Annotated in this window: 15 protein-coding genes; 6 read left to right on the top strand and 9 right to left on the bottom strand. The window is 74.4% G+C overall.

Annotated features, from left to right (window positions below):
- Window positions 1-36: 36 nt before the first annotated feature.
- Window positions 37-1,950 carry a glutamine--fructose-6-phosphate transaminase (isomerizing) gene (gene glmS / locus RM555_RS05820; protein ID WP_311410795.1) on the bottom strand — a complete coding sequence of 638 codons (1,914 nt, stop codon included), beginning with the start codon at window positions 1,948-1,950 and terminating at the stop codon, window positions 37-39.
- Between the two features lie 205 nt (window positions 1,951-2,155).
- Here glmS and RM555_RS05825 point away from each other — a divergent pair, with 205 nt between their 5' ends.
- Window positions 2,156-3,346 carry a pyridoxal phosphate-dependent aminotransferase gene (locus tag RM555_RS05825; protein ID WP_311410796.1) on the top strand — a complete coding sequence of 397 codons (1,191 nt, stop codon included), beginning with the start codon at window positions 2,156-2,158 and terminating at the stop codon, window positions 3,344-3,346.
- Between the two features lie 80 nt (window positions 3,347-3,426).
- Here RM555_RS05825 and RM555_RS05830 read toward each other — a convergent pair whose 3' ends face one another.
- Complete coding sequence (locus RM555_RS05830; RefSeq protein ID WP_311410797.1) at window positions 3,427-4,032, bottom strand: PadR family transcriptional regulator; 606 nt, start codon at window positions 4,030-4,032, stop codon at window positions 3,427-3,429.
- 97 nt (window positions 4,033-4,129) lie between these two features.
- Here RM555_RS05830 and RM555_RS05835 point away from each other — a divergent pair, with 97 nt between their 5' ends.
- Together RM555_RS05835 and RM555_RS05840 are read left to right on the top strand one after the other, a co-directional pair.
- A complete protein-coding gene (locus RM555_RS05835) occupies window positions 4,130-6,958 on the top strand; it encodes an FtsX-like permease family protein (protein ID WP_311410798.1) in 2,829 nt (942 codons plus the stop codon).
- Window positions 6,959-6,960: 2 nt separating this feature from the next.
- Complete coding sequence (locus RM555_RS05840; RefSeq protein WP_311410799.1) at window positions 6,961-7,707, top strand: ABC transporter ATP-binding protein; 747 nt, start codon at window positions 6,961-6,963, stop codon at window positions 7,705-7,707.
- A gap of 166 nt (window positions 7,708-7,873) precedes the next feature.
- Here RM555_RS05840 and glmM read toward each other — a convergent pair whose 3' ends face one another.
- From glmM to RM555_RS05875, 7 genes are all read right to left on the bottom strand, one after another.
- Window positions 7,874-9,229: a phosphoglucosamine mutase gene (gene glmM, locus RM555_RS05845; RefSeq protein ID WP_311410800.1), complete on the bottom strand. Its 1,356-nt coding sequence runs from the start codon at window positions 9,227-9,229 to the stop codon at window positions 7,874-7,876.
- A 110-nt stretch (window positions 9,230-9,339) separates the two neighbouring features.
- Complete coding sequence (gene rpsI, locus RM555_RS05850) at window positions 9,340-9,807, bottom strand: 30S ribosomal protein S9 (RefSeq protein WP_121399850.1); 468 nt, start codon at window positions 9,805-9,807, stop codon at window positions 9,340-9,342.
- Between the two features lie 20 nt (window positions 9,808-9,827).
- Window positions 9,828-10,271, bottom strand: coding sequence for a 50S ribosomal protein L13 (gene rplM / locus RM555_RS05855; protein WP_088998398.1), 444 nt, complete (start codon window positions 10,269-10,271; stop codon window positions 9,828-9,830).
- Between the two features lie 192 nt (window positions 10,272-10,463).
- On the bottom strand, window positions 10,464-11,849 hold the full coding sequence (locus RM555_RS05860; RefSeq protein ID WP_396888695.1) for an MFS transporter: 1,386 nt from the start codon (window positions 11,847-11,849) through the stop codon (window positions 10,464-10,466).
- A gap of 125 nt (window positions 11,850-11,974) precedes the next feature.
- Window positions 11,975-12,268: a hypothetical protein gene (locus RM555_RS05865; protein ID WP_151454581.1), complete on the bottom strand. Its 294-nt coding sequence runs from the start codon at window positions 12,266-12,268 to the stop codon at window positions 11,975-11,977.
- Window positions 12,258-12,515, bottom strand: coding sequence for a DUF6364 family protein (locus RM555_RS05870; RefSeq protein ID WP_132230932.1), 258 nt, complete (start codon window positions 12,513-12,515; stop codon window positions 12,258-12,260). Before RM555_RS05870 ends, RM555_RS05865 begins: the two co-directional genes overlap by 11 nt.
- A gap of 211 nt (window positions 12,516-12,726) precedes the next feature.
- A complete protein-coding gene (locus RM555_RS05875) occupies window positions 12,727-13,422 on the bottom strand; it encodes a class I SAM-dependent methyltransferase (protein ID WP_311410801.1) in 696 nt (231 codons plus the stop codon).
- A gap of 235 nt (window positions 13,423-13,657) precedes the next feature.
- Here RM555_RS05875 and RM555_RS05880 point away from each other — a divergent pair, with 235 nt between their 5' ends.
- From RM555_RS05880 to nirB, 3 genes are read left to right on the top strand one after another with little or no spacing between them, the layout of a single operon-like run.
- Window positions 13,658-15,748, top strand: a complete 2,091-nt coding sequence (locus RM555_RS05880; protein WP_396888709.1) for a molybdopterin oxidoreductase family protein — start codon at window positions 13,658-13,660, stop codon at window positions 15,746-15,748.
- A complete protein-coding gene (locus RM555_RS05885) occupies window positions 15,745-17,184 on the top strand; it encodes an FAD-dependent oxidoreductase (protein ID WP_311410803.1) in 1,440 nt (479 codons plus the stop codon). Before RM555_RS05880 ends, RM555_RS05885 begins: the two co-directional genes overlap by 4 nt.
- Window positions 17,181-19,706 (top strand): nitrite reductase large subunit NirB, encoded by a 2,526-nt coding sequence (gene nirB, locus RM555_RS05890; protein ID WP_311410804.1) that lies wholly within the window; start codon window positions 17,181-17,183, stop codon window positions 19,704-19,706. The genes RM555_RS05885 and nirB overlap by 4 nt, the downstream gene beginning before the upstream one ends.
- The last annotated feature ends 25 nt before the right edge of the window (window positions 19,707-19,731 follow it).

Raw genomic sequence — 19,731 nt, forward strand, 5'->3', positions numbered from 1 at the left:
CGCGGGTGGACGGGGCCCGTCGCGGGGCGGCGCGACCTACTCGACCGTGACCGACTTCGCCAGGTTGCGGGGCTGGTCCACGTCGTGCCCCCGGGCGGCGGCGATCTCGGCCGCCAGGACCTGCAACGGCACGGTGGTGACCAGCGGCGCGAGCAGCGTCGGCGTACGCGGCACGTAGATCAGGTGGTCGGCGTAGCGGACGACCGCCTCGTCGCCCTCCTCCGCGATCACGATGGTCCGGGCGCCGCGCGCGCGTACCTCCTGGATGTTGGAGACCACCTTGTCGTGCAGCATGCCCCGGCCGACCGGGGACGGCACGATGCAGATCACCGGGGTGCCCTTGTCGATCAGCGCGATCGGGCCGTGCTTCAGCTCGCCGGCGGCGAAGCCCTCGGCGTGCATGTACGCCAGCTCCTTGAGCTTGAGCGCGCCCTCCAGGGCCACCGGGTAGCCCACGTGCCGGCCGATGAAGAGCACGGTCGGCTCGGCCTTCAGGTCGCGGGCCAGCTCGCGGACGGGCTCGATCCGCTCCAGCAGCTCGCGCAGCTTGCCCGGCATCTCCTGGAGCTGGGCGACCACGGCGGCCACCTCGTCGGCGAACTTGATGCCGCGCACCTGGGCCAGGTGCAGGCCGATCAGGTAGCAGGCGACGAGCTGGGTGAGGAACGCCTTGGTGGACGCGACGGCGATCTCCGGCCCGCCGTGGGTGTAGAGGACCGCGTCGGACTCGCGGGGGATGGTGGAGCCGTTGGTGTTGCAGATGGCCAGGACGCGCGCCTTCTGCTCCTTCGCGTGCCGCAGCGCCATCAGGGTGTCCATCGTCTCGCCGGACTGCGAGATCACCACGATCAGCGTGGACCGGTCGAGGACCGGGTCGCGGTAGCGGAACTCGCTGGCCAGCTCCACCTCGCACGGGATCCGGGTCCAGTGCTCGATGGCGTACTTGGCGACCAGGCCGGAGTGGTACGCGGTGCCGCAGGCGACGATGAAGATCTTGTCGACGTCGCGCAGGTCCTGGTCGCTGAGGCGGACCTCGTCGAGCATGATCTCGCCGGAGTCGGTGAGCCGGCCGAGCAGGGTGTCGGCGATGGCCTGCGGCTGCTCCTCGATCTCCTTGAGCATGAACCAGTCGTAGCCGCCCTTCTCGGCGGCGGAGGAGTCCCAGTCGATGTGGAAGTCCTTGCCGCTGGCGGGCTGGCCGGCGAAGTCGGTGATCTCGATGGTGTCGCCGGTGATCAGGACGATCTGGTCCTGGCCCAGCTCCACCGCCTCCCGGGTGTGCTCGATGAACGCGGCCACGTCGCTGGCGAGGTAGTTCTCCCCGTCGCCCCGCCCGACCACCAGCGGCGAGTTGCGGCGGGCGCCGACCACCGCGCCGGGCACCGCGGCGTCGACGGCGAGCAGCGTGAACGCGCCCTCCAGCCGCTGGCAGACCACCCGCATGCCGGCGGCGAGCAGCTGCGGCCCGTCGGGGTGGCCGGCGGCGCGCAGGTCGGCCAGTGCGGCGGAGAGCAGGTGCGCGGCGCACTCGGTGTCGGTGTCGCTGGTGAACTGGACGCCGTCGGCCTCCAGCTCGGCGCGCAGCTTGGCGAAGTTCTCGATGATGCCGTTGTGGATCACGGCGACGCGACCGTCGGGGGCCAGGTGCGGGTGGGCGTTGCGGTCGGTCGGACCGCCGTGGGTGGCCCAGCGGGTGTGCCCGATGCCGGTGGTGCCGTCGCCGATGCCGATCGGGCTGGCCGCGCAGGAGGTGGGATCCTCGGCGGCCCGCTCGGAGAGCACCTTCTCCAGGTTGGCCAGCTTGCCGGCCTTCTTCTCGGTCAGCAGCGCGCCGTCGCAGACGATGGCGACGCCGGCCGAGTCGTAGCCGCGGTATTCCAACCGCCGCAGTCCGTCGAGCACGATGCCGAGCGCCGGGCGCGCGCCGGCGTAACCAACGATTCCACACATGTCCCGCAGCCTAACCTAGTTTCGCTCATCGTGCGTGCGCGAAAGCCGGGTAAACGATCACCCAACTTGAGCGATCGGAGGGGAAGCGGCACTCTCCGTGACATAGCTCCGCCGGGCGACGGTGCTGCCGGCGACGGTTCCGGGCGGTCGGGGCCACCCTCGGCAGGGGGTTGAAGCCGCGCCGGGAGTCCGTAGGCTGGCGGGCGTGACGACCGCCGACGTGGATCCGCTGGTGGCCCGGATGCGCCCGTTCGGGACGACCGTCTTCGCCGAGATGTCCGCCCTCGCCGTGCGCACCGGCGCGGTCAACCTCGGTCAGGGCTTCCCCGACACCGACGGGCCGCCGGAGATGCTGGCCGCCGCCGCGGAGGCGCTGCGCACCGGGCAGAACCAGTACCCGCCGGGCCCGGGCGTCCCGGCGTTGCGCGCCGCGGTGGCCGCGCACCAGCGCCGGTTCTGGGGTCTGGAGTACGACCCGGACGGCGAGATCGTGGTGACGGCGGGCGCCACCGAGGCGATCGCGGCGGCGATCCTCGGGCTCTGCGAGCCGGGCGACGAGGTCGTCTGCTTCGAGCCCTACTACGACTCGTACGCCGCCTCGATCGCCCTGGCCGGCGCGGTCCGGCGCCCGGTCACGCTGCGTCCCGCCGCCGACGGCCGGTACGCCTTCGACCCGGCCGCCCTGCGCGCCGCGTTCGGCCCGCGCACCCGGCTGGTGCTGCTCAACTCCCCGCACAACCCGACCGGCAAGGTCTTCACCCCCGACGAGCTGGCCCTGGTCGCCGAGCTGTGCCGGGAGCACGGCGCGTACGCGGTGACCGACGAGGTGTACGAGCACCTGGTCTTCACCGACGCGTCCACCCCGCACGTCCCGCTGGCCACGCTGCCCGGCATGCGGGAGCGGACGCTGCGCATCTCGTCGGCCGGCAAGACGTTCTCCTGCACGGGCTGGAAGGTCGGCTGGGTGAGCGGGCCGGCGGCGCTGGTCTCGGCAGTGCTACGGGTGAAGCAGTTCCTCACCTTCGTCAACGCCGCGCCGCTCCAGCCGGCGGTCGCGGTGGCGCTGGCCCTGCCAAACGACTACTTCGCCGACTTCCGCGACGGCATGCAGGCCCGCCGCGACCAGCTCGTCGGCGGGCTCACCGACGCCGGGTTCGAGGTGCTCGCGCCGGAGGGCACGTACTTCGTCACCGCCGACGTCAGCGCGTTGGGCGGGCGGGACGGGGTGGAGTTCTGCCGGTCCCTGCCCGAGCGGTGCGGGGTGGTCGCCGTGCCGACGCAGGTCTTCTACGACGACGCCGAGGCCGGTCGGCACCTGATCCGCTTCGCCTTCTGCAAGCGCCCCGAGGTGCTGACCGAGGCCGTCACCCGGCTGCGCCGGCTGTCCGCGACCTGAGCCTCCCGCGGCCGGCCGCGCGCGACGCCGTCCGCGCCGGGCCAGATCGGGTCGGGTCGGTCGACGCGTGCGCCTGGGCGTCAGCCGGCCGCCCGGGTCGGGCCGGTCTCCCGCTCAGGCGACGCCGCCTCGGAGCGGGGCGCCCGGAGCCGGGCGAGCGCCGCGCCGCCGTCGGCGAGCAGCACCTGCTCGGCGTCGTCGACGAAGGCCAGGTCGGCCTCGACGTGTCGACTCGCCGCCGAGAGCAGCAGGCCGACCACGGGGTCGTCGGCCCGGCGGCGCAGCCCGTCGAGGTTGCGCAGCTCCCGCATCAGGTGACCGCGCTGGTTGCCGAGCACCGTGCGTACGGTGGCCGGCTCGCCGGAGCGGGCCGCGGCGGTCACCTTGAGGAAGAAGTCGTCCCGGAACCCGCCGCTGCGCGGGCTGGGCTCGCCGAGCCAGCGCGCCAGCTCGGCCCGACCCTCCGGGGTGATCTCGTAGACCACCCGGTCGGGCTTGACCGGCTGGGGCTGCCGCTCGGCCACCACCAGGCCGTCCCGGGAGAGCCGGTCGAGGATCTGGTAGAGGTGCCCGATGTTGAGCGGCCCCCACTGCGGGCCGACCGCCTCCTCGAAGGCGCCCTTCAGCTCGTAGCCGTAGCTGGGGCCGCCGGCGAGCAGGGCCAGGACCGCGTGCTGTATCGCCACCGTCTACTCCGATCCGACCCGGGGGCTGACCGCCGCCGGGCCTTGCATTGTCACAATGTATCGCGCACAGTGTGCTCAGCACACGGGGAGGCGCGACATGCTCGACATCATCTGGAGACAGCTTCGCGGCCGTGCGGGACGGTCGGTGGCGCTGCTGCTCGGCGTACTGGTGGCGACCACCGGGTTCGTCGTGCTCACCGGCGCCACCACCACCTCCCGCCTCGACGTCACGGGCGCCGTCGAGCGGAACACCGACGCCGCCTACGACATCCTGGTCCGCCCGAAGGGCACGCGTACCCCGCTGGAGGCCGAACGCCGGCTGGTCCAGCCCAACTACCTCTCCGGCCTCTTCGGCGGCATCACCACCGCGCAGTACGACCAGGTGAAGGCGGTCACCGGGGTGGACGTCGCCGCCCCCATCGCGATGCTCGGCTATTCCACCGCCCCGGTGCCGACCCCGCTGGACCTGACCGACGCCGTCGACCGCTCGCTCGACCGGCAGGTCATCCGCGTCGATCCCCGGTTCGTCGCCGAGCGCGGCCTCTCCGGCGCGCCGGGCCGGCCCCGCTTCGTGTACGTCACCACCCACCCGCTGATCTACCCCCGCATCGACCAACCGCACAGCAGCGACGCCACCCTCTACACCGACGGGCGCAGCTATCCGTGGGCCGACGCGTGCGGGCCCGCGCCCCGCGAGGTGCTGCCCGACGGCCACACCCGGGCCGTCTGCGACCCCCGGTTCGCCCAGGGCAGCCCGGGCGCGTACTCCGAGCGCGAGGAGTGGTCGCTGGTGGCCGTACGGCTGCGCCCCGACGGCCGGTTCGAGGCCGGCGCGGGGGTCCTCGCCGACGGTGGGACCAGCTCCTCGTCCACCTCGGACCGGCTGCGGATCGCGGTCAACCTGACGGTGCCGCTCCTGCTCGCCGCCGTGGACCCGGCCGCCGAGGACCGCCTCGTGGGTCTCGGCGGCGCGGTGGTCGACGGGCGGGCGCTGGGACCGGAGGACACGACGACCGTCGCGCGGAAGGGCTCGGGGGAGTTCCTCACCGTGCCGGTGCTCGCGACCAGCAGCCCCCTCGTCGACGAGGTGCTGCACGCCACCTTCACGCGGCTGCCCGCGGCCCGCCCGGCCGGGATCGGCCTCGCCGAGCTGGAACGGGCCCTGGGGCGCGGTCCCGCGCTACCCGCCGGCGACGCCCGCCAGGACGTCGCCGCCGGCTGGCGTACCCGGCTCGCCGCCGGCCTCTCCCCGGCCGGCTGCTGCTCCGGGCAACTCCAGTCGATGGTGCAGGCCGGCCCGACGCGGTACGACCGGCTGCCCGACGGCACCCTGCGGGTCGGCGCACTGCCGGCGGCCGATCCGACGGTGTACGGCGACCAGTTCACGTTCAATCCCTACCCGCGCCCCTGGCTGGCCGAGGACACGGGAGCGCGGACGCTGCGCAAGCTCCCGCTCAAGAAGGAGACCTCGGGCAGCCCGTACCGGGGCTGGCGGGCCGTGGGGGTCTTCGACCCGGCGAAGCTGACCGGCTTCAGTGACCTCGGGCGGGTGCCGCTGGAGACGTACGAGCCGCCGTCGGCGCAGGGCGCGGACGCCGCCAGCCGGGACGCCCTGGGCGGCCGTGCGCTGGAGCCGGGCGGCAACCCGGCCGGTCACCTCTCCGCCCCGCCGCTGCTGCTGACCAGCCTCGCCAGCGTGCCGAAGCTGCTGGCGGGCGGCGGCAGTCCGCAGCTCGCCGCCCCGATCAGCGCGATCCGGGTCCGGGTCGCCGACGTGGGCGGCTACAGCGACCGCGCCGCCGAGCAGGTCCGGCTGGTCGCCGAGCGGATCGCCCAGGTCACCGGGCTCGACGTCGACATCACCCTCGGCTCGTCCCCCGCCCCGCAGGCCGTGGAGCTGCCCGCCGGGTCGTTCGGCCGGCCGGCGCTGCGGCTGACCGAGGAGTGGTCGGCGCTCGGGGTCGCCTCGGTGATCACGAAGGCGGTGGACCGCAAGAGCGTCGCGCTGTTCGTACTGGTGCTGGTGGTCTGCGCGCTCTTCCTCGGCAACGCGGTCGCCGCCGCCGTCCGGGACCGCCGGTCCGAGCTGGCGGTGCTCGCCTGCCTGGGCTGGCCGGCCAGGCGGATCGGCGCGCTGATCCTCGGGGAGGTCGCCGCCCTCGGGCTGGCCGCCGGGCTGCTCGCCCTGGCGCTGGCCGTCCCGCTCGGCGCCGCGCTCGGCATCGACGTGGGATGGCGGCGGGCGCTGCTGGCCGTACCGGTGGCACTGCTGCTGGCGCTGGTCGCGGGCCTGACGCCGGCCCTGCGGGCAGCGCGCGCCCACCCGGCCGCCGCGCTGCGCCCGGCGGTGGCGACGGCCCGGTGGGTACGCCGGCCGCGCACCCTGGCCGGCCTGGCCCTGGCCAACCTGGCCCGCACGCCCGGCCGCACCCTGCTCGGCGCCGGCGCGCTGGCCATCGGCGTGGCCGCGCTGACCCTGGTCGCCGCCGCCGGCTACGCGTTCCGCGGCGCCATCGTCGGCAGCCTGCTCGGTGACACGGTGTCGCTGAGCGTGCGGGGCGCGGACACCATGGCCGCCGTCGCGACGGTGCTGCTCGGCGCCGCCGCGGTCGCCGACGTGCTCTACCTGAACATCCGGGACCGGGCCGCCGAGCTGGCCACCCTGCGCGCGGTCGGCTGGAGCGACGCCGCGCTGGGCCGCCTCATCGCCTACGAGGGGCTGGCCCTGGGTCTGCTCGGCGCGGTCACCGGCGCCGCCCTCGGGCTGACCGGGGCGGCCTGGCTGGTCGGCGCCCTGCCCGGCACGTTGGTCGCGGTCGCCGCGTCGGTGGCGGCGGCCGGTGTCCTGGTCACCTCGGTGGCCGCCCTGGTCCCGGCCGCGCTGCTGCGCCGGCTGCCGACCGCCCGACTGCTCGCGGAGGAGTGACGATGGAGACGACGGTGGGCAGCACGGTCCGGGTCGCCGGGCTGGTCCGGCGCTTCGGGGCCGGCCCGCAGCAGGTGACGGCGGTCGACGACGTGTCCCTGGAGATCCCGGCGGGGGCGGTGGTGGCGCTGACCGGGCCCAGCGGTTCCGGGAAGTCGACGCTGCTGCACATGATCGGCGCGATCGAGCAGGTGGACACCGGCACGATCACCGTGGACGAGCAGGAGATCACCGCGCTCGGCCGCTCCGCCCTGACCCGGTACCGGCAGCGGGTCGGCTTCGTCTTCCAGCGCTACCACCTGCTGCCCGCGCTCACCGTGCTGGACAACGTGGTCGTGCCGGTGCTGCCCCGCCGGGGGCGGGCCGACCACGCCGCCCGGGCCCGGGAGCTGCTCGACGCGGTCGGACTGGCCGGGCGGGAGCGGGCCCTGCCGGCCCAGCTCTCCGGCGGCCAGCAGCAGCGGGTCGCGATCGCCCGGGCGCTGATGGGCTCCCCCGGGCTGCTGCTCGCCGACGAGCCGACCGGCAACCTCGACTCGACCACCGGCGGGCAGATCCTCGACCTGCTGCTGGACCTGCGCGACCGGCACGGCATGACGGTCCTGCTCGCCACCCACGAACGGGCGGTGGCCGCCCGGTGCGACCGGCTGATCCGCCTCGGCGACGGGCGGATCGTCGAGGACATGGACCTCACCGACGGCGAGGACCCGGCGGCCACCTTCCAGCGGGCCGCCGGCCTGCGCCTGTAGACCGGCCGGCCGGGGCAGGCACCGTGGCCGGTCCCGGACGTCGGCGGTGCCGTGCCCGGTGCCGGTGCCGCCGACGCGGGGGCTGCGCGGCACCCAGCCGCCGGACCGGTCCGGGAAAGGCGACGGCCCGGGCCCGCCGACGGCGGGCCCGGGCCGATGCGAAAGGTCAGGCGGTCGGGCTGGCGGTGCGGACCTGCTCGGCGATGCGCTCGGCGACGCTTCGGGCGACCTGCTCGGTGGAGGCCTCGACCATGACCCGGACCAGCGGCTCGGTGCCGGACGGGCGCAGCAGCACCCGGCCGGTCTCGCCCAGCTCCGCCTCGGCCCGCTCGACCTCGGCCCGGACGGCGGGTGCGGCCGCGCCGACCGTACGGTCGCCGACGGGGACGTTGATCAGCACCTGCGGCAGCCTGGTCACCACGGCGGCCAGCTCCGCGAGGGACTTGCCGGTGGCGGCCAGCCGCGACATCAGGTGCAGCCCGGTCAGCACGCCGTCGCCCGTGGTGGCGTACGCGGGCATCACGATGTGCCCGCTCTGCTCGCCGCCCAGCGCGAGGCCGGACGCGCGCAACTCCTCCAGCACGTACCGGTCGCCGACCTTGGTCTCCAGGAGGCGGATGCCCTGCGCGGACATGGCCAGCCGCAGGCCGAGGTTGCTCATCACCGTGGCGACCAGGGTGTCGTCGGTGAGCGTGCCGGCCTCCCGCATGGCGAGCGCGAGGATCGCCATCACCTGGTCGCCGTCGACCTCGTCGCCGTCGGCGGTCACCGCGACGCAGCGGTCGGCGTCGCCGTCGTGCGCGATGCCGAGGTGGGCGCCGTGCTCGACCACCGCGGCCCGCAGGGCGTCGAGGTGGTTGGAGCCGCACTCGTCGTTGATGTTGAGGCCGTCCGGCTCGGCGTAGATGGCGACGACCTCGGCCCCGGCCTCCCGGTACACCACCGGCGCCACCTCGGCCGCCGCGCCGTTGGCGCAGTCGACCACGACCTTGAGGCCGTCGAGGCGGTGCGGCAGGGTGCCGATCAGGTGCTGCACGTAGTGGTCCGCGCCGTCGAGCAGGTCGTGCACCCGGCCGACGCCGGCGCCGACCGGCCGCTCCCAGGCGGTCGTGGCGTTCGCCTCGACGGCCGCCTCGATCCGCATCTCGATGTCGTCCGGCAGCTTGTGCCCGCCGGCGGCGAAGAGCTTGATCCCGTTGTCGGGCATCGGGTTGTGCGAGGCGGAGAGCATCACGCCGAGGTCGGCCTTGGCCTCGGCGGTGAGGAACGCCACGGCCGGGGTGGGCAGCACGCCCACCCGGACCACGTTGGCGCCGGCGCTGGTGAGCCCGGCGACCACGGCGGCCTCCAGCATCTCGCCGCTGGCCCGGGTGTCCCGCCCGACCACGGCCAGCGGGGGATGGCTCCGGTCCGACTCGGCGAGCGTGTGGGCGGCGGCGACCGCCACCGCCAGCGCCAACTCAGGCGTGAGATCCGCGTTCGCCCGCCCGCGTACGCCGTCCGTGCCGAACAACCGGCCCATACCCGCCAACCTCCGATGAAACGGTCCAGGAAAGGCGAACGGCCGGGCCACCTCCCGTAGAGGGGAGGTGAACCCGGCCGTCCGTCAGAAGTACAACGCGCCGCTGATGATCAGCGCTTCGAGTACTGAGGAGCCTTACGGGCCTTCTTGAGGCCGTACTTCTTGCTTTCCTTGACCCGGGCGTCCCGGGTGAGGAAGCCGGCCTTCTTCAGCGCCGGACGGTCGTCCGGCTCGCTGACGATCAGGGCCCGGGCGATGGCCAGACGCAGCGCGCCGGCCTGACCGGTGGTGCCGCCGCCACGCAGGTTGGCGATGACGTCGAAGGCCTCCGGCTTCTCGGCGGTGACCAGCGGGTCCTTGATCAGCTGCTGGTGCACCTTGCTCGGGAAGTAGGCCTCGAGGTCACGGCCGTTGCACGTGATCTTGCCGCTGCCGGGGACGATGCGCACCCGGACGATGGCCTCCTTGCGCCGACCCACGGTCTGGATCGGGCGGTCACCACGCGGCGCGCGGGCGACGGGCGCCGGCGCCTCGGTGGCCTCCTCGGGGGCAACCTCGGTCTCGGTGATGTCGGTCATGCTGTTTCCTTCGCCCGCGCTCACTGCGCGATCTGCTTGATCTCGAACGGCACCGGCTGCTGCGCGCCGTGCGGGTGCTCGGCACCGGCGTAGACCTTCAGCTTCTTGATGAGCTGACGGCCGAGCTTGTTGTGCGGGAGCATGCCCTTGACGGCCAGCTCGATGGCCCGCTCGGGACGCTTGGTCAGCAGCTCGTCGTAGCCGACCTGCTTAAGACCACCCGGGTAGCCGGAGTGGCGGTAGGCGACCTTGGTGTGGCGCTTGTTGCCGGTCAGCGCGACCTTGCCCGCGTTCACGATGACGACGAAGTCGCCCGTGTCGACGTGCGGCGCGAAAGTCGGCTTGTGCTTGCCGCGCAGCAGCGTGGCGGCGTGGGTGGCCAGGCGGCCCAGCACGACATCAGAGGCGTCGATGACGTGCCACTGACGCTCGATCTCACCCGGCTTCGGGCTGTACGTACGCACAGGTATACCTTGTCTCGTCGTCGGTCTGGGGTCGCGCGCCGAGGTTACCGGGCGCGCACGAACGACCAAGCGTACCTCAGGCGGCACGCCTCTGGATGTCGTACAACAGCAGGCAACGATACCCGCCGCCCCGTCGGCAGGTCAAAACGGGGTACCGCCCCCGCCTGGCCCTCCGAGGATACATGGCGGCGGTCACACGCCGGTCAGCCGGCGCGGGCCCGGCCGCAGGTAGACCAGCCAGGTCACCCCGAAACAGAGCGCGTACGCGACGATGAAGGCGACGTACGCCGCGTCCGCGCTGCCCCCGGTCAGGAACGACTGCCGGAAGGCGATGTTCACCAGCACCCCGCCGGAGGCCCCGACCGCCCCGGCGATGCCGATCACCGAGCCGGTCATCCGCCCGGCCCGGTGCTGCGCCGCGACCGCCTCCCGCCGACCGGCGTCCACCTCCGCCGTCGCCCGGGCCCGGAAGATCGCCGGGATCATCTTGTAGGTCGAGCCGTTGCCGATTCCGGAGAAGACGAAGAGCGACAGGAAGCCGAGCAGATAGAGCCCGAACGACCGCTCCCGGGCGGCGTGGAGCACCAACGAGGCGCCCGCCGCCATCGCGACGAAGTTCCAGAAGGTCACCCGGGCCCCGCCGAGGCGGTCGGCGAGGTGCCCGCCGACCGGCCGGACCAGGGACCCGACCAGCGGGCCGAGGAAGGTCAGCCAGACGGCGTCGACCGGGGTCGGGAAGCGCTCGGCGAACTGGAGCTGGAGCACCTGGCCGAAGGCGAAGCAGAAGCCGATGAACGAGCCGAAGGTGCCGACGTAGAGCAGCGACACGATCCAGGTGTGCGGGTCGCGGGCCGCCTCGCGCAGCGCGCCGGGCTCGTTGCGCGCGCCGGAGATGTCGTCCAACCCGCGCGCCGCGATGAGCGCGGCCAGCACGATCAGCGGTAGGTAGACCGCCGGCACCAGCCGGGGGTACGCGGCCCCCGCCGTCGCCAGCACCGCCAGGCCGACCAGCTGCACCGCCGGCACGCCGAGGTTGCCGCCGCCGGCGTTGAGCCCGAGCGCCCGGCCCTTGAGCCGAGACGGATAGAACAGGTTGATGTTCGCCATCGAGGAGGCGAAGTTGCCCCCGCCGACGCCGGTCAGGCAGGCCAGCACCATCAGGGTGGAGTAGGAGACGCCGGGCTCCAGCAGCACCGTCATCGGCACGGCCGGGACGAGCAGCAGCAGCGCGCTGACGATCGTCCAGGTCCGCCCGCCGAAGCGCGCCACGGCCAGCGTGTAGGGCAGCCGCAGCGCCGCCCCGAGGGCGGCCGGCACGGCGGTGAGCAGGAACTTCCCCGCCGGGTCGATGCCGTACTCGGGGCCGAGGAAGAGCACCGTCACCGACCAGAGGCTCCACACGGAGAAGCCCACGTGCTCGGCGAAGATCGAGACCCAGAGGTTGCGGCGGGCGATCGGCGCCCCGGTCGTACGCCAGAACTCGGGGTCCTCGGGCCGCCAGTCGTCGATACGGTGCCGGCGGACGGCGGCCGGCGCAACGGCCTCGGCCGGGGGTGTGGTGGGGGCCAGTGTGCTCACGGCGACTCCTCCTCGTCAGGTGCGACGTGGAGGAACGCTAGGAATCGGGCGTTACCCGACGGTGCCCGTCGCGGGTCGGGCGGGAAACGGAGACCGCACCGGGGGCGGATGCCGCCGGTGAGATGTCAGAGTTCCTGGAGGATGCGCAGCGCCCGGCCGACCCGGAGCATGGTCCCGGTGTCGGCGACGTCCACGCACTCGGTGAACCACTTCTTCATCGGCGAGGAGATCCGGTCGGGCATCACCACGTACGCGCCCATCGGCACCGCCAGGGGCGAGTCGCGCAGCAGCGCCTCCTCGACCACCTCGACCACGATCACGATCGGCACGTCGGTGGAGTTGTAGACGTCGGAGCTGATCACCAGTCCGAGCCGTTCCCGGGCGCCGTCGATGCGCCAGACCTCGCCCCTACGCAGCACGCGGGCGCCCGCCGAAGAGCGCGTCGTCGACCATGCCCACCTCGCGGGCGTCGGCGAGGGCGGCGGCTTCGAGGTCGAGCCCGGCCCGGCCGACGGCGGCGGCGTGCGCGGTGAAGACCTCGCGCAGCGCCTTCTCCCGGGCCGCCTGGTCCATCCACGCCGACAGGGAGAGCCCCTCGCGCTTGGCGAACCGCCGGGCCTCCTCGATCGTCTCGTCCGAGAACGACAGGGTCACCTTGGCAGTCATGCCGTGGAGACTACCCACCGGTATGACCGGCAGTCATCCCGCTCACCACCGACCGCCCAACCCGACAAACCCCCCGCCTCCCGCTCTGAGGTGCAAGGAAGGGCACCTTCCTAACGCCTGAGGTAGAGGAAGGGCCCCTTCCTAACACCTCGGAGCCAGCCAGCGGACCGGTCCGGCGCCACGTCGGTTCAGCCCCGCGTCTGTCCTTCGCTCACCCGCGACGGCCGCCGAACACGGCGAACCGCCACTGCTTGAAGAAGCAGTCGACGTCGACCAGGCCCGCCTCGGCCAGCCAGCGGCACTGCGCGGCGACCGGCGCCGGCCGGTCGTACGCCATCCGGCCCTCGGCGGCGGCGATCTCGTCGGCGTCGGAGCCCAGCGCCGCGACCTGCCCCAGCCACACCTCGTGGTAGCGCCGGTCGAGCGCGGGGGTGGGGCCGGCGACCTGCTCGGCGTTGACGAAGACGCCGCCGGGGGCCAGCGCCGCCGGCACCCGCCGGTAGAGCTCGCGCTTGCCCGCGTCGTCGAGGTGGTGGATGGCCAGCGCGCTGACCACGGCGTCGTAGCGGCCGGCGGGCAACTCCCCCGCCAGGTCGGCCCGGACCGTCCGGTGCGCGACGCCGCGGGACCGCAGGTGGTCGGCGGCGACGGTGAGCATGGCCGGCGCGGCGTCGACCAGGGTCAGCCGGACCCCCGGCACCGCCGCCGCGAGCAGCAGCGACAGCAGCCCGGTGCCCGCGCCCAGGTCGAGCACCTCCGGGGTACGCCCCGCGGCGAGCGCGGCCCGCAGCGGCGGCGCGGCCACCTCGACGGCGGTGCCGTAGAAGGCGTCGAAGCAGGGCACCAGGCGCCGGCGGGCCTCGTCGTAGCTGCCCGCCACCGCGTCGAAGGCCTCGGTCACGTCCATCGCGTCTCCCATATGTCAGGATTGTTGTCCCACATTGTAAACACGCGAGCCGGCCCGGTGCCCGCGTGCGGTGTGAGCGGCTCTTGACAGGACCGAAACAAACGGGACCCGGACCGGAAATCGCCTCCCGGCACGCTTTGCCGACATGACAGACGGTGCACACGCGGCGACCGGACCGGGGCGGACGCCCCGGAAGGTGGCGACGCACTGCCCGTACTGCGCCCTCCAGTGCGGGATGACGCTGCGCGAGGAGGCCGGCCGGGCGACGGTCCTCCCCCGGCAGTTCCCCACCAACCGGGGCGGCCTCTGCCAGAAGGGCTGGACCGCCGCCGAACTGCTCGACCACCCCGAGCGGCTGACCACCCCGCTGCTGCGCGACCCGGCCGGCGAGCTGCGCCCGGCGAGCTGGGCCGCCGCCCTCGACCGGATCGTCACCGGCCTGCGCGCCGTCCAGCAGGGACACGGCCGCGACGCGGTGGCCGTCTTCGGTGGCGGCGGGCTCACCAACGAGAAGGCGTACGCGCTGGGGAAGTTCGCCCGCGTGGCGCTACGCACGAGGCACATCGACTACAACGGACGGTTCTGCATGTCCTCGGCGGCGGCGGCCGGGATGCGGGCCTTCGGCATCGACCGGGGCCTGCCGTTCCCGCTGGCCGACCTGGGCCGGGCCGACACGCTGCTGCTGGTCGGCGCGAACCCGGCGGAGACCATGCCCCCGCTGGTGCGCTGGCTGACCGAACAGCGCGAGCGCGGCGGCCGGCTGATCGTGGTCGACCCCCGGGTCACCGCCACCGCCCGGCAGGCCGACCTGCACCTGCAACCCCTGCCCGGCACCGACCTGGCGGTGGCCAACGCGCTGCTGCACATCGCGCTCACCGAGGGCTGGGTCGACCGGGAGTACGTGGCCGCCCGTACCACCGGCTTCGAGGCGGTCCGCCGCAGCGTGGCCGGCTGGTGGCCGGCCCGCGCCGAGGCGCTCTCCGGGGCGCCGGTGGCCGACCTGGAGGCGACCGCCCGGGCCCTCGGCACCGCCGAACGCGTGATCATCCTGACCGCGCGGGGCGCCGAGCAGCACGCCAAGGGCGTCGACACCGTCACCGCCTTCGTCAACCTGGCGCTCGCCCTCGGGCTGCCCGGCCGCCCCGGCTCCGGCTACGGCTGCCTGACCGGGCAGGGCAACGGGCAGGGCGGGCGGGAGCACGGGCAGAAGGCCGACCAGCTCCCCGGCTACCGCAGGATCGACGACCCGGCCGCCCGGGAGCACGTCGCCGGGGTCTGGGGTGTGCCGGCCGACGAGCTGCCCGGCCCGGGCGTGCCGGCGTACGAGCTGCTCGACTCGCTGGGCACGCCCGCCGGGCCGAAGGCGCTGCTGGTCTTCGGCTCCAACCCGGTGGTCTCCGCGCCCCGGGCCGCCCGGATCGAGGGCCGGCTACGCGATCTCGACCTGCTCGTGGTCGCCGACTTCCTGCTCTCCGAGACCGCCGCGCTCGCCGACGTGGTGCTGCCCACCGCTCAGTGGGCCGAGGAGGACGGGACGATGACCAACCTGGAGGGCCGGGTGCTGCGCCGCCGCGCACTGCGTCCGCCGCCGCCCGGCGTCCGTACCGACCTGGAGATCCTCGCCGACCTCACCGCCCGCCTCAAGGTGCAAGGAAGGGCACCTTCCTATACAGAAAACGATAGGAAGGTGCCCTTCCTTGCACCTCCTGGGCGGGGTGGGGCGGACGCCAGCGACCCGCGGGTCGTGTTCGCGGAGCTGCGGCGGGCCTCGGCCGGCGGGATCGCCGACTACGCCGGGGTGAGCTGGGAGCGGATCGACGAACGCGACGGGGTGTTCTGGCCCTGCCCGGCCGAGGACGGCCCGGACACCCCCCGGCTCTTCGCCGACCGCTTCGCGACTCCCGACGGGCGGGCCCGGTTCCACGCGGTCGAGCACCGGCCGGCGGCCGAGGAGGTGTGCGCCGAGTACCCGCTGCACTTCACCACCGGCCGGGTGCTCGCGCAGTACCAGTCCGGCACGCAGACCCGCCGGGTCGCCGCGCTGCGTCGGGCCGCCCCGGAGGCGTTCGTCGAGCTGCACCCCGACCTCGCCGCGCGGCTGGGCGTCGACGACGGCGAGCCGGTGCGGGTGGTCTCCCGGCGGGGCGAGTTCAGCGCGCCGGCCCGGCTCAGCACCGCGATCCGGCCGGACACCGTCTTCGCGCCGTTCCACTGGGGCGGCGCCGCGCGGGCCAACTCGGTCACCAACGACGCCGTCGACCCGGTCTCCGGGATGCCGGAGTTCAAGATCTGCGCCGTCCGGCTGGAGAGGGTGGACGAGCCGTGAGCGAGAGTGTCGTGATCGTCGGGAACGGGATGGCCGGTTCGCGGCTGGCCGGCGAGCTGCATGCCCGGGGCGGGGACCGGAAGGTGACCGTGCTCGGCGCGGAGCCGCACCGGGCGTACAACCGGATCATGCTCTCCACCCTACTGGCGGGCAAGGTCGGCGAGCCGGACGTGGAGCTGGCCGAGGCCGCCGGGCAGGGCGTCGACCTGCGTACCGGGGTGACGGTCACCGCCGTCGACCGCGCCGCCGGCACGGTCCACACCGACGACGGCGACCGCATCGCGTACGACCATCTGGTGCTCGCCACCGGCAGCCAGGCCGTGGTGCCGCCGCTGCCCGGGCTGGACGGGCCCGGGCTGCCGGCGCGGGTGGTGCCGTTCCGCACGCTTGACGACTGCCGACGGATCCTCGCCGTGGCCGGCGGCGCGCGCAGCGCCCTGGTGCTCGGCGGCGGGCTGCTCGGGCTGGAGGCGGCGCGCGGGCTCGCCGCCCGGGGCCTCGACGCGGGCGTGGTGCACCCGGTGCCGTACCTGATGGAGCGGCAGCTCGACCCGGCCGGCGCGGCCGTCCTGGCCGGCACGCTCGCGGGCCTCGGGGTCACCACCCACCTGGCCGTGTCGGCCACCGGGGTGGTCGCGGACGCCGACGGGGTACGCCTCGACCTGGCCGACGGCCGCTCGCTCACCGCCGACCTGCTGGTCCTCTCCTGCGGGGTACGCCCCGACACCGCCCTCGCCCGCGCGGCCGGGCTGGCCGTGGAGCGGGGCGTGCTGGTCGACGACCGACTGCGCACCAGCGACCCGCGGATCTCGGCGATCGGCGACTGCGCCCAGCACGACGGCAACCTCACCGGGCTGGTCGCCCCCGCCTGGGCGCAGGCCCGGGTGGTGGCGCAGGTGCTCACCGGGGAGGACCCGCAGGCCCGCTACCGGCCCCGGCCGGCGGTGACCCGGCTCAAGGCGGCCGGCATCGACCTCGCCGCGATGGGCGACCCGGGCGACGGCGGGACCGGCGAGGAGCTGACCTTCGCCGACCCGTCGCGGGGCACGTACGCCCGGCTGCGCATCCACGACGAGCGGTTGACGGCCGCGATCCTGCTCGGCGACAACCCGGCGGTCGGCACGGTCATCCAGCTCTTCGACCGGGGCCAACCGGTGCCGGCCGACCGGCGCTCGCTGCTGCTCGGCCGGGCGTTCGGCGCGGCGGCAGCGGCGCCCGCCGCGACGCCGGCCCTGATGCCGGACGCGGCGACCGTCTGCCAGTGCAACGACGTCAGCAAGGGAGCGCTGGTGAGCTGCTGGCGTGCCAGGGCCCGGACCGTCGACGCCGTGGTCGACGCGACCCGGGCCGGCACGGGGTGCGGCGGCTGCCGGGACGCGGTCGCCGGCATCGTCGGCTGGCTGTCCGAGGTGGATTCGGCGGAGGTGGCGTCATGAGCGAGCGAAGCAGCAGGTTGGTGGTCGTCGGCAACGGCATGGTGGGGCAGCGCTTCGTGGACGCGCTGCGCGCCCGCGACCCCGGGGGGCGGTGGCGGGTCACCGTGCTCGCCGAGGAGAGCCGCCCGGCGTACGACCGGGTGCGGCTGTCGGCGTTCTTCGACGGGGTCGGCGCCGCGGAGCTGAACCTGCACACCCCCGACGACGGGGTGGAGCTGCGCCTGGGCGAGCCGGCCACGGAGATCGACCGGGAGCGGCGACTGGTGCGCACCGCGACCGGCGAGCACCCGTACGACGCGCTGGTGCTGGCCACCGGCTCGTCCGCGTTCGTGCCGCCGGTGGCCGGCGCGTCCCTGCCCGGGGTCTTCGTCTACCGGACGCTCGACGACCTGGAGGCGATCCGGGAGCACGCACGCGGCCGGCGGACGGGGGCGGTGATCGGCGGCGGGCTGCTCGGGCTGGAGGCGGCGAACGCGCTGCGCCTGCTCGGGCTGGACACCAGCGTGGTGGAGTTCGCGCCCCGGCTGATGCCGGTGCAGGTGGATCAGGCCGGTGGCGCGATGCTCCGCCGGTACGTCGACGAGCTGGGCGTCGCCACCCACCTGGGCGTGGCCACCACCGCCGTCCGGCCCGGCCCGGACGGCACGGTCGCCGGGCTGGAACTGGCGGACGGGAGCGTGCTCGACGCCGACCTGGTGGTGGTCGCGGCGGGCATCCGGCCCCGCGACGAGTTGGCCCGGGCGGCCGGGCTCACCCTGGGCCCGCGCGGCGGCGTGCTGGTCGACGGCGCCTGCCGTACCGCCGACGAGCGGATCTGGGCGGTCGGCGAGTGCGCGGCGGTCGACGGCGTCTGCCACGGCCTGGTCGCCCCCGGGTACGCGATGGCCGAGGTCGTCGCCGACCGGCTGGTCGGCGGGGCGGCCACCTTCCCCGGCGCGGACACCGCCACCAAACTGAAGCTGCTCGGCGTGGACGTGGCCTCGTTCGGCGACGCGCACGGCACGACGCCGGGCTGTCTCGACGTGACCTTCACCGACCCGGCCACCCGGGTCTACGCCAAGCTGGTCCTCTCCGACGACGCGCAGACCCTGCTCGGCGGGGTGCTGGTCGGCGACGCGGGCGCGTACCCGACGCTGCGGGCCAGCGTCGGCGGCCCGCTGCCCGGGCCGCCGCTGGCGCTGCTCGCCCCCGAGGGCGCGGCGGGCGCGGGCGCCGGCGCGCTGCCCGCCGCCGCGCAGGTCTGTTCCTGCAACGCGGTGACCCGCGCCGACGTCGACGCGGCGATCGCCGGCGGCTGCGCGGACGTGCCGGCGCTGAAGGCGTGCACCCGGGCGGGCACGAGCTGCGGTTCCTGCGTGCCGATGCTCAAGCAGCTCCTCGACGCGGCCGGCGTGCGGCAGTCCACGGCGCTCTGCGAGCACTTCGACGCCAGCCGGCAGGAACTGTTCGACATCGTGCGCGTGCGCGGCATCCGCACCTTCTCGCAGCTCGTCGCCGAGCACGGCCGGGGTCGTGGCTGCGACATCTGCAAGCCGGTGGTCGCCTCGATCCTCGCCTCCCTCGGCACCGGGCACGTGCTGGACGGCGAGCGGGCGTCGTTGCAGGACACCAACGACCACTTCCTGGCCAACCTGCAACGCGACGGCAGCTACTCGGTGGTGCCCCGGATCCCCGGCGGCGAGATCACCCCGGAGAAGCTCATCGTGATCGGCGAGGTGGCCCGGGACTTCCAGCTCTACACGAAGATCACCGGCGGGCAGCGGATAGACCTGTTCGGGGCCCGGGTCGATCAGCTTCCGCAGATCTGGCGCCGGCTGGTCGACGCCGGTTTCGAGTCCGGCCACGCGTACGGCAAGGCGCTGCGCACGGTGAAGTCCTGCGTCGGCGAGACGTGGTGCCGGTACGGGGTGCAGGACTCGGTCGGGCTGGCCATCGCCCTGGAGCTGCGCTACCGGGGACTGCGCGGTCCACACAAGATCAAGTCGGCGGTGTCGGGCTGCGCCCGCGAGTGCGCCGAGGCGCGCAGCAAGGACTTCGGCATCATCGCCACCGAGACCGGCTGGAACCTCTACGTCGGCGGCAACGGCGGCTTCCGGCCCCGGCACGCCGACCTCTTCGCCACCGACCTGTCGACGGAGGCGCTGGTCCAACTCATCGACAGGTTCCTGATGTACTACATCCGCACCGCCGACCGGCTGCAACGCACCGCCGCCTGGATCGAGGCGATGGAGGGCGGGCTCGACCACCTCCGCGCGGTGATCGTGGACGACTCGCTCGGCCTGTGCGCCGAACTCGACGCCGCGATGGCCCGGCACGTCGACGCCTACTCCGACGAGTGGCGCGACGTGCTGGAGGACCCCGTCCGGCTGCGCCGGTTCGACTCCTTCGTCAACGCCCCCGGGGTGCCCGACCCGTCCATCACGTTCGCGCGCGAACGGGGCCAACCGGTCCCGGTGGGCCGGGTACCGGCCGGCGAGGGCCGGCAGCCGGTCACGCTGGGCATGCCGGAGGTGCGGCGATGACCACCACGACGCCGAGACTGCCGGA

The organism is Micromonospora reichwaldensis (assembly GCF_031845925.1).
Lineage (GTDB): Bacteria > Actinomycetota > Actinomycetes > Mycobacteriales > Micromonosporaceae > Micromonospora > Micromonospora reichwaldensis.